The organism is Streptomyces sp. NPDC092370 (genome assembly GCF_044755265.1).
GTDB lineage: Bacteria > Actinomycetota > Actinomycetes > Streptomycetales > Streptomycetaceae > Streptomyces.
The window spans coordinates 1-14177 of sequence record NZ_JBIVQO010000021.1; the positions used below are offsets into that span (position 1 = coordinate 1).

At 69.3% G+C, this 14177-nt stretch carries 12 protein-coding genes, 1 rRNA gene and 1 riboswitch; of the genes, 12 read left to right on the forward strand and 1 reads right to left on the reverse strand.

Annotated elements, in window-relative coordinates; genetic code table 11:
• The 11 genes from rrf to ACIQHQ_RS36655 form a co-directional block, all read left to right on the forward strand.
• Positions 1-95, forward strand: a 5S ribosomal RNA gene (gene rrf / locus ACIQHQ_RS36605); the annotation flags it as partial.
• A 109-nt stretch (positions 96-204) separates the two neighbouring features.
• Positions 205-813, forward strand: a complete 609-nt coding sequence (locus ACIQHQ_RS36610; protein WP_390986572.1) for a CDP-alcohol phosphatidyltransferase family protein — start codon at positions 205-207, stop codon at positions 811-813.
• A 114-nt stretch (positions 814-927) separates the two neighbouring features.
• Positions 928-3423, forward strand: coding sequence for a sugar phosphate nucleotidyltransferase (locus ACIQHQ_RS36615; RefSeq protein ID WP_402620916.1), 2496 nt, complete (start codon positions 928-930; stop codon positions 3421-3423).
• 98 nt (positions 3424-3521) lie between these two features.
• Entirely contained in the window at positions 3522-4436 is a 915-nt protein-coding gene (locus ACIQHQ_RS36620; RefSeq protein ID WP_402620918.1) for a DUF881 domain-containing protein, read from the forward strand.
• The gene (locus ACIQHQ_RS36625; protein WP_003988855.1) at positions 4433-4765 is read left to right on the forward strand and encodes a small basic family protein; all 333 of its coding nucleotides are present in this window, start codon (positions 4433-4435) and stop codon (positions 4763-4765) included. Before ACIQHQ_RS36620 ends, ACIQHQ_RS36625 begins: the two co-directional genes overlap by 4 nt.
• 5 nt (positions 4766-4770) lie before the next feature.
• On the forward strand, positions 4771-5685 hold the full coding sequence (locus tag ACIQHQ_RS36630) for a DUF881 domain-containing protein (protein ID WP_402620920.1): 915 nt from the start codon (positions 4771-4773) through the stop codon (positions 5683-5685).
• A gap of 61 nt (positions 5686-5746) precedes the next feature.
• Positions 5747-6700, forward strand: a complete 954-nt coding sequence (locus tag ACIQHQ_RS36635; RefSeq protein WP_402620923.1) for an FHA domain-containing protein — start codon at positions 5747-5749, stop codon at positions 6698-6700.
• A 42-nt stretch (positions 6701-6742) separates the two neighbouring features.
• Positions 6743-7480, forward strand: coding sequence for a MerR family transcriptional regulator (locus tag ACIQHQ_RS36640; RefSeq protein WP_402620926.1), 738 nt, complete (start codon positions 6743-6745; stop codon positions 7478-7480).
• 85 nt (positions 7481-7565) lie between these two features.
• Complete coding sequence (locus tag ACIQHQ_RS36645; protein WP_402620929.1) at positions 7566-8039, forward strand: bifunctional nuclease family protein; 474 nt, start codon at positions 7566-7568, stop codon at positions 8037-8039.
• 294 nt (positions 8040-8333) lie between these two features.
• Positions 8334-9017: a MerR family transcriptional regulator gene (locus tag ACIQHQ_RS36650; protein WP_402620932.1), complete on the forward strand. Its 684-nt coding sequence runs from the start codon at positions 8334-8336 to the stop codon at positions 9015-9017.
• Positions 9018-9142: 125 nt separating this feature from the next.
• Positions 9143-10597: a DNA polymerase IV gene (locus ACIQHQ_RS36655; protein ID WP_402620935.1), complete on the forward strand. Its 1455-nt coding sequence runs from the start codon at positions 9143-9145 to the stop codon at positions 10595-10597.
• On the opposite strand, the gene ACIQHQ_RS36660 is transcribed toward ACIQHQ_RS36655, so the two are convergent.
• A complete protein-coding gene (locus tag ACIQHQ_RS36660) occupies positions 10516-10890 on the reverse strand; it encodes a PRC-barrel domain-containing protein (protein ID WP_352119682.1) in 375 nt (124 codons plus the stop codon). The genes ACIQHQ_RS36655 and ACIQHQ_RS36660 overlap by 82 nt on opposite strands.
• Positions 10891-11002: 112 nt before the next feature.
• Positions 11003-11097: riboswitch (glycine riboswitch) on the forward strand.
• Positions 11098-11272: 175 nt separating this feature from the next.
• Between ACIQHQ_RS36660 and gcvP the strand changes: the two genes are divergently transcribed.
• Complete coding sequence (gcvP, locus tag ACIQHQ_RS36665; RefSeq protein WP_402620939.1) at positions 11273-14158, forward strand: aminomethyl-transferring glycine dehydrogenase; 2886 nt, start codon at positions 11273-11275, stop codon at positions 14156-14158.
• Positions 14159-14177: the final 19 nt, after the last annotated feature.

Sequence of the window (14177 nt, forward strand, 5' to 3'; positions counted from 1 at the left end):
AAACGCCCGGTTACATTCCGAACCCGGAAGCTAAGCCTTACAGCGCCGATGGTACTGCAGGGGGGACCCTGTGGGAGAGTAGGACGCCGCCGAACTCCTTTTAGAGCTCTGGCTCTTGGGCATGCAGCCCAAGAGCCAGAGCTTTTTTGCGTTGAGGTAAGGTCAGGGGGCATCGTTGGCACGTTTCCCACAGGAGGCCCCCGGGTGGAGGTTCAGGAGACTCGCGTCCAGACGGACCGTGTGCTCACCATCCCGAACATCCTCAGCATGGCTCGCCTCGTCGGCGTACCCGTTTTCCTGTGGCTGATCCTGTGGCCTGAGTTCGGTGGACCCAAGAGTGACGGCTGGGCCCTTCTGATCCTGGCCCTGAGCGGCATCAGCGACTATCTGGACGGCAAGCTGGCGCGTCGCTGGAATCAGATCAGCAGCCTCGGCCGACTCCTCGATCCCGCGGCCGACCGGCTCTACATTCTCTCGACCTTGGTCGGCCTCACCTGGCGTGAGATCCTGCCTCTCTGGTTGACCGCTGTACTTCTGGCGCGAGAGCTCGTCCTGCTGGTCATGGTGGGCATCCTCCGCCGGCACGGCTATCCGCCACCGCAGGTGAACTTCCTCGGTAAGGCCGCCACCTTCAACCTGATGTACGCCTTCCCCCTGCTTCTGCTCAGTGACGGAACTGGCTGGATCTCGTCACTGGCTGCTATTTTCGGATGGGCGTTCGCCGGATGGGGTACAACGCTGTACTGGTGGGCAGGAGTCCTCTACGTGGTACAAGTCCGCCGCCTGGTCCGTGCGGATGCCACGGCCGATTGAAGCCCCGGATGGTCCTGCTGCCACGGCGGAGCGATGGCCCGTGCTGGGTAAGTGCGGGACAATCCTGGCGGGGGAAGTCGGCTAGACCGTCTCTTCGAGGAGGACGCTTCCGACATGAAGGCCGTTGTGATGGCCGGAGGCGAAGGCACGCGCCTTCGCCCTATGACCTCAAGCATGCCCAAGCCGCTGCTGCCGGTGGCGAACCGGCCGATCATGGAGCATGTTCTGCGGCTGCTCAAAAGGCATGGGCTCAATGAAACAGTCGTGACTGTCCAGTTCCTGGCCTCACTGGTCAAGAATTACTTCGGTGACGGCGAAGAGCTTGGTATGGAGCTCACCTATGCCAATGAGGAGAAGCCACTCGGCACCGCCGGAAGCGTCAAGAACGCCGAAGAGGCGCTGAAGGACGATGCCTTCCTCGTCATCTCCGGCGATGCTCTGACGGACTTCGACCTCACCGAGCTCATCAATTTCCACAAGGAGAAGGGCGCGCTCGTCACCGTCTGCCTGACGCGTGTGCCCAACCCTCTGGAATTCGGTATCACCATTGTCGACGAGGAAGGCAAGGTGGAGCGCTTCCTCGAGAAGCCCACCTGGGGCCAGGTCTTCTCCGACACCGTGAACACCGGCATCTACGTGATGGAGCCGGAGGTCTTCGACTACGTCGAGCCCGACGTGCCCGTCGACTGGTCCGGCGATGTCTTCCCGCAGCTGATGAAGGAAGGCAAGCCGGTCTACGGCTACATCGCCGAGGGCTACTGGGAGGACGTCGGCACCCACGAAAGCTATGTCAAGGCGCAGGCCGACGTCCTCGAGGGCAAGGTCGACGTCGACATCGACGGTTTCGAGATCTCCCCGGGCGTATGGGTCGCCGAGGGGGCCGAGGTCCATCCGGACGCGGTGCTCCGCGGACCCGTCTACATCGGTGACTACGCCAAGGTCGAGGCCGGCTCGGAAATCCGTGAGCACACTGTCGTGGGCTCCAACGTGGTCGTCAAGAGCGGCGCGTTCCTGCACAAGGCCGTCGTCCACGACAACGTCTATGTGGGGCCCCACAGCAATCTGCGCGGCTGCGTGGTCGGCAAGAACACCGACATCATGCGCGCGGCGCGGATCGAGGACGGGGCGGTCATCGGCGATGAGTGCCTGATCGGTGAAGAATCGATCGTCCAGGGCAATGTCCGGGTCTACCCGTTCAAGACGATCGAGGCCGGCGCCTTCGTCAATACCTCGGTGATCTGGGAATCCAGGGGCCAGGCGCACCTCTTCGGTGCGCGCGGTGTCTCAGGCATCCTGAACGTGGAGATCACTCCGGAACTCGCGGTGCGTCTCGCCGGTGCGTACGCCACGACCCTGAAGAAGGGTTCGACCGTCACCACCGCCCGTGACCACTCGCGTGGTGCCCGTGCGCTGAAGCGGGCGGTGATCTCCGCGCTGCAGGCCAGCGCGATCGACGTGCGGGACCTGGAGAACGTGCCGCTGCCCGTGGCCCGGCAGCAGACCGCCCGAGGCAGTGCGGGCGGCATCATGATCCGCACCACTCCCGGAGTGCCGGACTCCGTCGACATCATGTTCTTCGACGGGCAGGGCGCCGACCTGTCGCAGGGCAGCCAGCGGAAGCTGGACCGCGTGTTCGCGCGGCAGGAGTACCGCCGTGCCTTCCCCGGGGAGATCGGCGACCTGCACTTCCCGGCCAGTGTCTTCGACTCGTACACCGGGTCGCTGCTGCGGAACGTCGACACGACCGGGATCGCCGAATCCGGGCTGAAGGTCGTCGTGGACGCGTCCAACGGAAGCGCCGGACTCGTGCTGCCGAGCCTGCTCGGCAAGCTCGGTGTCGACTCGCTGACGATCAATCCCGGTCTCGACGAGTCGAGGCCGACCGAGACCGCCGACATGCGGCGCTCGGGGATGGTGCGACTCGGTGAGATCGTGGCGTCCTCGGGGGCCGCGTTCGGCGTGCGGTTCGACCCCGTCGGTGAACGGCTGTCCCTCGTGGACGAGAAGGGCCGGATCATCGAGGACGACCGGGCGCTGCTCGTGATGCTGGACCTCATCGCCGCCGAGCGGCGCAGCGGCCGGGTCGCGCTGCCGGTGACCACGACCCGGATCGCCGAGCAGGTGGCGGCGTACCACGGGACTCAGGTCGAGTGGACGACCACCTCTCCCGACGACCTCACCCGCGTGGGCGGTGAGGAGGGGACGATCTTCGGCGGTGACGGCAAGGGCGGTTTCATCGTCCCGGAGTTCAGCAGCGTGTACGACGCCACCGCGGCGTTCGTGCGGCTCATCGGGCTCGTGGGGCGCACGCAGCTCACGCTCAGCCAGATCGACGCGCGGATCCCGCGGGCGCACGTCCTCAAGCGGGATCTGGCGACCCCGTGGGCCGTCAAGGGGCTTGTGATGCGGCGGGTCGTCGAAGCGGCCGGAGACCGCTTCGTGGACACCACGGACGGTGTGCGGGTGGTGGAGACCGACGGCCGCTGGGTGATGGTGCTGCCCGACCCGGCCGAGGCCGTCACTCACCTGTGGGCCGAGGGGCCGGACGACGCCTCCGCGCAGGCTCTGCTGGACGAATGGTCGGCGGTCGTGGACAGCGCCGGCCGGTAGAACGGGCCGCACGCGTGCGTGCTGGACAGGTGTCCCCAACGGGGCCTGTCCAGCACGCCGGTGGGCCCGTTCGGAGGTAGTGCTCGCGACATGCGACGATGTGCGGCATGCCGCAGCAACCCCCCATTCGGAGCACACCCGCGCGGCCCCGGCGCCCGGACGCGTCCATGTCATTGCTCACCAACGTCATGGACCACAGCCTCGACGACGGTTATGCCGAGGCCGCCGAGCGCAAGAAGGCCGCGGGCGACAGCGGCATGCCGAAGACGCTGAGGGCGAAGCTCGGGCTCGCCGCCGGCCTGGTGCTCGCGGCTCTCGTCGTCACCGTCGGAGCGGCGCAGGCGCGGGTCGCCGCTCCGGTCGTCGCCAAGGAACGGGGAGAGCTGGTCGACCGCATCGACCGGGAGACCGAGGCGGCGGACAAGCTGGAGGACTCCGTCGACGAACTGCGCGCGGACGTGAGCGCGCGCCAGCGCGAGGCACTGAAGGACAGCGGCGGCAGCGCGGACTCCGACCTGGCGGGCATCCTGTCCGGCGCGGTCGCGGTGCACGGCCCGGGCGTGAAACTCGTGGTGAACGACGCCAAGGAAGCCGGTTCGGGTGGTGACGGCAACCCGCGGGGGACCTCCGGGTTCTCCGACACCGGCCGGGTGCGTGACCGGGACATGCAGCGCGTGGTCAACGGGTTGTGGGAGTCGGGCGCCGAGGCCGTCTCCATCAACGGGCAGCGGCTGACGGCGCTGTCCGCGATCAGGGCCGCGGGGGACGCCATACTGGTCGACAACAAACCGCTGGTGCCGCCGTACACGGTGCTCGCGGTGGGGGACGGGCAGCGGCTGAGCACGCGGTTCCAGAACAGCGCGGACGGGTTGTATCTGAACGCGCTGCAGGAAAGCTACGGCATCAGGACAGGCATCTCCGTGGAGGACGACCTCCGGCTGCCTGCCGCGCCGAGTGTGACCGTACGTACAGCACAGCCGAGCATTGAGAAGAGCGAGAAGGGCACATCGTGATCGCCGTACTGGGCCTCGTCGTGGGAGTCGTGGCCGGCCTGTTGGTCCGGCCTGAGGTTCCGGCGGTGGTCGAGCCTTATCTGCCGATCGCTGTCGTGGCGGCGCTCGACGCCGTCTTCGGGGGCCTGCGGGCCATGCTCGACGGCATCTTCGACGACAAGGTCTTCGTGGTGTCGTTCCTGTCGAACGTGGTCGTGGCCGCGTTGATCGTGTTCCTGGGCGACAAGCTGGGCGTGGGTGCCCAGCTGTCCACCGGTGTGGTGGTCGTCCTGGGCATCCGGATCTTCTCCAACGCCGCGGCGATCCGCCGGCACGTGTTCCGGGCGTGAGGCCGATGAGCGACCACGACGAGACGCCCGCCGGGGAGCGGGACGACGCGCGCACGAGCCGGGGCGATGGGTCCGAATTCGGGAACAGGCTGCGCAAAGAGCTGCCCCAGGAGGTGCCTGCCGCCGAGGAGGTCCCGCAGGAGCCGGAGCCCGAGCCCGATCGGGCACCGGAACCGCAGCCGGACCCCGAACCCCGGCTGACCGGCCGGCAGCGGCTGGCGCAGGGACTGTGGCCGCCGCGTGTCACCCGGGCCCAACTCATCGTCGCGGTGCTGCTGTTCGGCCTCGGGTTCGGGCTGGCCGTGCAGGTGGCCTCGAACAGCGACAGCGACAGCGCCCTGCGTGGTGCGCGGCAGGAAGATCTTGTCCGCATCCTCGATGAACTGGATGACCGTACTCAGCGTCTAGAGGACGAGAAGCAAGGTCTCGAGAAGCAGCGCGACGAGCTGGAGAACAGCTCCGACCAGGCTGAGGAGGCCCGGAAGCAGACGATCGAGAAGGAGAGGCAACTCGGCATCCTCGCGGGCACGGTGGCCGCGCAGGGGCCCGGCGTCACCATGACGATCCAGGACACGAAGGGAACGGTCGAGGCGGACATGCTGCTCGACGCGATCCAGGAGCTGCGCGCGGCGGGTGCCGAGGCGATCCAGGTCAACGGCGTACGGGTCGTCGCCGGCACGTACCTGACGGATTCGGGCAAGGGCGTCGGCGTCGACGGGAACAAGATCAACGCGCCGTATCGTTTCAAGGTCATCGGCAAGCCGCAGGATCTCGAGCCGGCGCTCAACATCCCCGGAGGCGTGGTGCAGACTCTCGAGAAGGAACAGGCCACCGTGACGATCGAAAGGTCGACCAAGATCGTCGTGGACGCCTTGCGAGCAGCGAAGCGGCCTGACTACGCTCGGTCGTCCTCGCAGTGAACCGGGGGTGCATGGGCGGCGTCGGGCGAGGGCATGAGGTTGCGGGGGGTCGGCGCACCGAATGGGCGGTGCGTGGTGGAAACTGTCTGGTGCAGACGGACGTTGTCAGGATGTCCGGGTCCGCCAGAGTGTTCAGTCAGGGTTCGTCCTGCCCCACGGGCGGGTCTGTTTCGGTCAAGGGGAATCGCCCGTGAAGTTGTTTGCGAAGTTGTTCGGCAAGAGCGCGCGAGAAGGCAGCGACAACGCCACCGCTCGTCATCGCGCACAGCCTGACGCGGAAGGCCAGCGGCCGCTGTTCCGGGACCAGGTCGGCGGCCCGGGCGGCGATGTTTCCGGTGGTCAGGGCGCGCCGTCGGTTGACCCTGCGCAGCCCGGCGGCATAGGTTTCGGGCAGCCGTCAACCTCAGGTGCGGGTGGAGGGTTTTCCGGCCCGTACGCGTCCAACGCCCCCGGTGGGCAGCCGCGGCAGGAGGATCCGATGTCGGCCCTGGTGTGTACGAGGTGCGGTAACCGCAACGCGGAGAACAGCCGTTTCTGCTCCAACTGCGGCGCGCCGCTGCGGGCGGGTGCGGCGCCGGAGCGTCCCTCCGAGACGACCTCCACGATCTCCATTTCCGGTCTCGAGGCCTACGACAGCGAGACCACCGGCCAGACGCCGATGCCGACCCTGTCCCCGGAGGCGCAGGCGGCTGTGGACGCGCTGCCGCTGGGCTCCGCGCTCCTGGTCGTGCGCCGCGGTCCGAATTCGGGCAGTCGCTTCCTGCTGGACGGCGATCTGACCACGGCCGGCCGCCATCCGCAGAGCGACATCTTCCTGGACGACGTGACGGTGTCCCGGCGGCACGTGGAGTTCCGCCGTGGGCAGGACGGCTCGTTCACGGTGGCCGATGTGGGCAGCCTGAACGGCACGTACGTGAACCGGGAGCGGATCGACCAGGTCGCGCTGAGCAACGGCGACGAGGTGCAGATCGGCAAGTACCGGCTGGTCTTCTACGCCAACCAGCGGGGCTACTGACCGGGCTGGCCCCAGCGAAGGTCCGTCCGTCAGGGAAGGTCCATGCTTCAAACACCGAGCGGCGGTGCCGGGCACGGCGCCGCCGCCACGGACAGTGGGCTGATGAGCATCGGCACGGCGCTGAACGTGCTGCGCGACGAGTTCCCCGAAGTGACCATCTCCAAGATCCGTTTCCTGGAGTCGGAGGGGCTCATCGAGCCGCAGCGGACCCCGTCGGGGTACCGCAAGTTCAGCGCCCGCGACGTCGAGCGTCTCGGGCAGGTCCTGAGGATGCAGCGGGACCACTATCTGCCCCTGAAAGTGATCAGGGAGCACCTGGAGGCCATGGAGCGCGGCGACGCGGTCCCACTGCCGGTCGTGTGCCGTCAGCGGGACGGTGAAGCCGCGCGCGAGCCGTCCGGGGGGCCCACGGTGGCCAGGATCGGGCGTGCGGAGCTGCTCGCCGCCGCCGGCGTCGACGAGCAGGAGCTCAAGGAGTGGGAGTCCTACGGGCTGCTCACTCCACTGGAGGACGGGGCCTACGACGTGGAGGCGGTCACGGTCGCCTCACTCATCGGCGAACTCGGGCGGTTCGGGATCGAGCCGCGGCATCTGCGGGTGATGAAGGCCGCAGCCGACCGTGAGGCCGGCCTCGTGGAGCAGGTGGTGGCCCCGCTGAGGCGGCACCGGAATCCGCAGACCAGGGCTCACGCCGAGGACCGTACGAGGGAACTGGCGGGGCTCACGGTGAAGCTGCACGCCGCACTGGTGCAGACGGCGCTCGGGGTGCGGCAGCCCTGACGAGGCCGGGCGTTCGGGGGCCGGATCAGGCGCTCGGTCCGGGCCCGACTACCCAAACGTCCCGAGCACGGCCTAGGGTTGCTGTGTGAACGAGCTCGATGTCGTAGGTGTCCGGGTCGAAATGCCCTCCAACCAACCGATCGTGCTGCTGCGTGAAGTGGGAGGCGACCGTTACCTCCCCATCTGGATCGGACCGGGGGAGGCGACGGCGATCGCCTTCGCCCAGCAGGGCATGGCTCCCGCGCGGCCGCTGACCCACGACCTTTTCAAGGACGTGCTGCAGGCGGTAGGCCAGGAGCTCACGGAAGTGCGCATCACGGATTTGCGTGAGGGCGTCTTCTACGCGGAGCTGGTCTTCGCCAGCGGCGTCGAGGTGAGTGCCCGCCCGTCCGACGCCATAGCGCTCGCGCTGCGCACCGGGACGCCGATCTACGGCAGTGACACGGTGCTCGACGACGCGGGTATCGCGATCCCGGACGAGCAGGAGGACGAGGTGGAGAAGTTCCGCGAGTTCCTCGACCAGATCTCCCCGGAGGACTTCGGCAGCAGCAGTCAGTGAGCTCCGCGGTCGGCGGCAGCGGTCGGTGAGTCGTGTGGGGCGGCCCGGCGGACGACGTGGTCCGCGGCAGGGTCGCCCGCCGTGCGTGACGGGGTGAAATGCCCGCATGTGCAGGTGGAGAGTGAGAGCGTCACGCGGTCCGTGCCGACCGCATTCGGCTAGCCTTTCCCCGCAGTGGGGCACGGGAAACCACTCTCAGGGTGATTATCACTCGGCGTGGCGAGTGTGGCGATCGTTGACGCACCCCTGGTGACTGCCTACCGTCGAGAAGGCAGGTCAAGGACGGAGGTCGGCGTGAGAAGCAGCGGCGACGGTACGGCCGGGGGCGGCCCCGAGCGCAGTCTCAGGGCGAGCGGTCCGTACCCTCCCCCCGGCTCACGGCCCCTCCCGGGTGGGGGGTGCCCCCAGCCCGGTGGCGCGGCCGATCATGCTCCGCAGCGACCGACGGCGGTGCCGAGCAGCGGAGGGACGGCGTCCATGGCGTCCGAGCAGATCGGCTATCGCGGCCCCACGGCCTGTGCGGCCGCCGGTATCACCTACCGGCAACTGGACTACTGGGCCCGCACCGGGCTCGTCGAGCCGAGCGTGCGCCCCGCCTACGGCTCCGGGACGCAACGGCTGTACAGCTTCCGTGACGTGGTCGTCCTGAAGATCGTCAAGCGGTTCCTCGACACCGGGGTGTCGCTGCAGAACATCCGCACGGCCGTACAGCACCTCAGGGAACGCGGTTTCAGCGACCTGGAGCGCATGACGCTGATGAGCGACGGTGCGACGGTCTACGAATGCACCTCGCCCGACGAGGTTCACGCCCTCCTCCAGGGCGGTCAGGGCGTGTTCGGGATCGCCGTGGGCGTGGTGTGGCGTGACGTCGAGAGCGCGCTGTCCCAGCTGCACGGCGAGCGGATCGACACCGGCGAGACCCTGGTCGGGCCCAACCCGGCGGATGAGCTGGCGCGTCGCCGGAACCGGGCCGTCTGAGCCGTCGGGCAGAGGCCGGACGCATGGGGCGGGACGTTTCCGCACCGGGCCGTGAGCGGTCTCCCGCGGGGCGATCCGGGCGGTCGCGCGAGGTGTTGTCAGTGGCGTAGGGCAGCATCGGAAGTGTGAGAACCGCGCCCACGATTCTGCATCTGGACATGGATGCCTTCTTCGCCTCGGTGGAGCAGGCGTCCAAGCCGAGTCTGCGCGGGAAGGCCGTGGTCGTGGGCGGGCTAGGGCCGCGAGGCGTGGTGGCGACCGCGTCGTACGAGGCGCGGGTTTTCGGGGTGCATTCGGCGATGCCCATGGGGCAGGCCCGGCGGCTCGCGCCCCATGCCGCGTACCTGGTGCCGCGCTTCACCTTCTACCGGTCGATCAGCGAGCGCGTCATGGAGCTGCTGCGGGCGCTGTCGCCGCTGGTGGAGCCGCTGAGCCTGGACGAGGCTTTCGTCGACCTGGAGGCCGGCCAGGTGGCCTGGGACGAGCGGTCGGCGCGGCTGGCCGGGGTGAAGCTGCGCGCGGACATCCGGGCGGTCACAGGGCTCACGGGGTCGGTGGGGCTGGCCGCCTCCAAGATGCTCGCGAAGATCGCGTCGGAGGAAGCCAAGCCGGACGGGCTGGTGGTGATCGAGCCGGGGACCGAGCGGGCGATGCTCGCGCCGATGTCGGTGCGGACGCTGCCGGGGGTCGGGCCGGCTACGGGTGACCATCTGCGGCGGGCCGGGATCACCACGGTCGGCGAGATCGTCGAGGCAGGGGAGGACGAGCTGGTCCGGCTGCTGGGAAAGGCGCACGGGCACGGTCTGTACGCCATGGCGCTGGCGCGGGACGACCGGCCCGTGGTGGCGGAACGCGAGGCGAAATCGGTGTCCGTCGAGGACACCTACGACGTGGACATCCACGACCGGACGCGCGTCGGGCTGGAGGTGCAGCGACTGGCCGAGCGGTGCGTGCGGCGGCTGCGCGAGGCCCGGTTGTCCGGGCGGACCATCGTGCTGAAGGTGCGGCGCTACGACTTCTCGACGCTCACCCGGTCCGAGACACTGCGCGGCCCGACGGACGATCCCGCGGTGATCCGGGAGGCGGCGGCCAGATTGCTGGACTCGGTCGACACCACGGGCGGGGTGCGGCTGCTCGGGGTGGGGGTCAGCGGGCTCGCCGACTACACGCAGGAGGACCTCTTCGCGCAGGCGGCGGGGGAGCGGGCGATCGAGCAGGGCCCGGTCGAGGAGCACGTGGCGGCGCCGGCCGAGGAGCAGCCGGCGCTCGCCGAGCGCAGATGGCCCGCCGGGCACGACGTGCGCCACGCCGGATTCGGGCACGGCTGGGTGCAGGGCAGCGGCCTGGGACGGGTCACGGTGCGGTTCGAGACGCCCTCCTCGGAGCCTGGGCGCGTGCGGACCTTCCGGGTCGACGATCCGGATCTGGAGGCGGCGGATCCGTTGCCGTTGGTGTTACGGGAGCCGGATGGGGGAGGCGCGGCGCTCGGCACGGGGGGTCACGCCGTTTCGTCGGTGCCCGCCAGCTTGCCGAAGTCGTGGTCCGGGAGCGGGGGCGGGGCGGCGACGTCGAGACCGTAGTGGTGGTAGAGCTGCAGTTCCTGCTCCGGGGAGAGGTGGCGGCCCACGCCGAAGTCGGGGGCGTCCTTGATCAGGGCGCGCTCGAAGGGGACGTGGAGGGCGCCGTCGATCAGTTCACTGGGCTCCAGGGGGACGAAGGCGTCCCTGCTGAACAGGCCGGTCCGTATGGCCGCCCACTCCGGTTCGCCGGTGGCGTCGTCGAGGTAGACCTCGTCGATCGTGCCGATCCTGGTCCCGTTGCGGTCGAACGCCTTGCGGCCGATCAGGTTGCGCGGATCGATATCGGTTCGCACGGGCCCTCCACTGGTCGCACCTCATCAGTAAGCACTACAAAACGGTACAAGCGGGGATGCGGCCACTCGAAGGTTCGTGCGTTGACCGCGCTGGTACGCTGGCAGCGGCTGTTGACCCCGTGCGGGAGAGTCCTCCAGAGGTCATGGAGGCGCCGAAGGAGCAAATCCTCCCCGGAATCTCTCAGGCTCACGTACCGCACGGACGAGGTCACTCTGGAAAGCAGAGCGGGTGTCGACGGCTTCCGCTCTCACCGACGGTGAAAACCGGAGGCCTTCGGGCGATCCGGTGAAGCTCTCAGGTTGAGATGACAGAGGGGGAGGCCGTTCGGGTACCCGTGCCGTGGTGCCCCTCGAAGGTCGTGTCGACCAGGAGGCCTCCGTAATGACCGCCCACCGCATTCCGCTCTCCGAGCTCGAAGAGGCAGTCCCCTTCGAGCAGCGCCACATCGGCCCCGATCACGAGGCCTGCGCCAAGATGCTCGCGCACGTCGGCTACGGCTCGCTGGACGAGCTCACCGCCGCCGCGGTCCCGGCCGTGATCGCGAGCGCCGAGGCACTGGACCTGCCGGGCGCCCGCAGCGAGGCCGAGGTGATCGCCGAGCTGCGCTCCCTCGCCGACCGCAACCAGGTCCTCAACTCCATGATCGGCCTCGGCTACTACGGCACGTTCACCCCGCCGGTCATCCTGCGCAACGTCATGGAGAACCCGTCCTGGTACACGGCCTACACGCCGTACCAGCCGGAGATCTCGCAGGGCCGGCTCGAAGCACTGCTCAACTTCCAGACGATGGTCGCGGAGCTCACGGGGCTGCCGACCTCCGGTGCCTCGCTGCTCGACGAGGGCACCGCGGCCGCCGAGGCCATGGCGCTGTCGCGGCGCCTGGGCAAGAACAAGAAGGGCCTGTTCCTGGTCGACGCGGACGCGCTGCCGCAGACCATCGCCGTGATCCAGACCCGTGCGGAACCCACGGGCGTCGAGGTGGTCGTCGCCGACCTCAGCGACGGCATCCCCGCCGAGATCGCCGAGCGCGAGATCAACGGCGTGCTGATCCAGTACCCGGGCGCCTCCGGTGCCGTGCGTGACATCAAGCCGGTCATCGACCGGGCGCACGAGCTCGGCGCGCTCGTCACCGTCGCCGCCGATCTGCTGGCGCTGACGCTGCTGAAGTCGCCCGGTGAGCTCGGGGCGGACATCGCGGTCGGGACGACGCAGCGCTTCGGTGTGCCCATGGGGTTCGGCGGGCCGCACGCCGGTTACATGGCGGTCCAGGACAAGATGGCGCGCAGCCTGCCCGGGCGTCTCGTCGGCGTGTCCGTGGACGCCGACGGGAACAAGGCCTACCGGCTGGCGCTGCAGACGCGCGAGCAGCACATCCGTCGTGAGAAGGCCACCAGCAACATCTGCACCGCTCAGGTGCTGCTCGCCGTCATGGCCGGCATGTACGCCGTCTACCACGGCCCGGAGGGTCTGAAGGGCATCGCGCGGCGCACCCACCGGTACGCCGCGGTCCTCGCCGCCGGGCTGGCGAACGGCGGTGTCGAGGTCGTGCATGGCTCCTACTTCGACACCGTGACCGTGCGCGCCGAGGGCCTGGCCGCCGAGGTCGTGGCCGCCGCCCGGGACCACGGGGTCAATCTGCGCCTCGTCGACGCCGACCACGTCTCGATCGCTTGCGACGAGACCACGACGCGCGCCCAGGTGCGGGGCGTGTGGGCCGCCTTCGGCGTCGACGGCGTCATCGAGGCGCTGGACGCGGCCACGGACGAGCCCCTCCCGGACGCCCTGCTGCGGACCGACGACTACTTGACGCACCCCGTCTTCCACCAGCACCGCTCCGAGACCGCCATGCTGCGCTACCTGCGCAAGCTCGCCGACCGGGACTACGCGCTCGACCGCGGCATGATCCCGCTGGGCTCCTGCACCATGAAGCTCAACGCGACCACGGAGATGGAGCCGGTCACCTGGCCCGAGTTCGGGCAGATGCACCCCTTCGCTCCCGCCGAGCAGGCCGCGGGCTACCTCACCCTCATCCACGAGCTGGAGGACCGCCTCGCCGAGGTCACCGGCTACGACAAGGTGTCCCTCCAGCCGAACGCCGGGTCGCAGGGCGAGCTGGCCGGTCTGCTCGCCGTCCGCGGGTATCACCGGGCGAACGGGGACGAGCAGCGCACCGTGTGCCTGATCCCGTCGTCCGCGCACGGCACCAACGCCGCCAGCGCGGTGATGGCGGGCATGAAGGTCGTCGTCGTGAAGACCGCCGAGGACGGCGAGATCGACGTCGAGGACCTGCGGGCGAAGATCGAGCAGTACCGCGACGAGCTGTCCGTGCTGATGATCACCTACCCGTCCACCCACGGTGTGTTCGAGGAGCACGTCGCCGACATCTGCGCGCAGGTCCACGAGGCGGGCGGGCAGGTCTACGTCGACGGGGCCAACCTCAACGCGCTCGTCGGGCTGGCCAAGCCCGGGCACTTCGGCGGCGACGTCTCGCACCTGAACCTGCACAAGACCTTCTGCATCCCGCACGGCGGCGGCGGCCCCGGCGTCGGCCCGGTCGCGGTGCGCGAGCACCTCGCCCCCTATCTGCCGAACCATCCGCTGCAGCCCGAGGCGGGCCCCGAGACGGGCGTCGGTCCCGTCTCGGCGGCTCCCTGGGGCTCGGCCGGCATCCTGCCGATCTCGTGGGCGTACGTCCGGCTCATGGGCGGTGAGGGGCTGAGGCGGGCCACGCAGGTGGCCGTGCTCAGCGCCAACTACATCGCCAAGCGGCTGGAGCCGCACTACCCGGTGCTCTACACCGGCCCCGGCGATCTCGTGGCCCACGAGTGCATCATCGACCTGCGGCCCCTGACCAAGGCGACCGGAGTGAGCGTCGACGACGTCGCCAAGCGGCTGATCGACTATGGCTTCCACGCGCCGACCATGTCGTTCCCGGTGGCCGGGACGCTGATGATCGAGCCGACCGAGTCGGAGGACCTGGCCGAGCTGGACCGCTTCTGCGAGGCCATGATCGCCATTCGCGCGGAGATCGAGAAGGTCGGCTCCGGCGAGTGGCCCGCTCAGGACAACCCGCTGCGCGCCGCCCCGCACACCGCCGGCGCCCTCGCCGGGGCGTGGGAGCACGCCTACAGCCGCGAGGAGGCCGTCTTCCCGGCCGGGGTGTCGGCCGCCGACAAGTACTGGCCGCCGGTGCGCCGTATCGACCAGGCCTTCGGCGACCGGAACCTCGTCTGCTCCTGCCCGCCGCTGGACGCGTACGAGGACTGACCGGCCGACCGGTCACCGG

Excerpts from the sequence above, each read along its gene's own strand:
- ACIQHQ_RS36615 (WP_402620916.1), top strand. The coding sequence starts at position 928 with ATGAAGGCCGTTGTGATGGCCGGAGGCGAAGGCACGCGCCTTCGCCCT.
- ACIQHQ_RS36620 (WP_402620918.1), top strand. The coding sequence starts at position 3,522 with ATGTGCGGCATGCCGCAGCAACCCCCCATTCGGAGCACACCCGCGCGG.
- ACIQHQ_RS36630 (WP_402620920.1), top strand. The coding sequence starts at position 4,771 with ATGAGCGACCACGACGAGACGCCCGCCGGGGAGCGGGACGACGCGCGC.
- ACIQHQ_RS36635 (WP_402620923.1), top strand. The coding sequence starts at position 5,747 with ATGGGCGGTGCGTGGTGGAAACTGTCTGGTGCAGACGGACGTTGTCAG.
- ACIQHQ_RS36640 (WP_402620926.1), top strand. The coding sequence starts at position 6,743 with ATGCTTCAAACACCGAGCGGCGGTGCCGGGCACGGCGCCGCCGCCACG.
- gcvP (WP_402620939.1), top strand. The coding sequence starts at position 11,273 with ATGACCGCCCACCGCATTCCGCTCTCCGAGCTCGAAGAGGCAGTCCCC.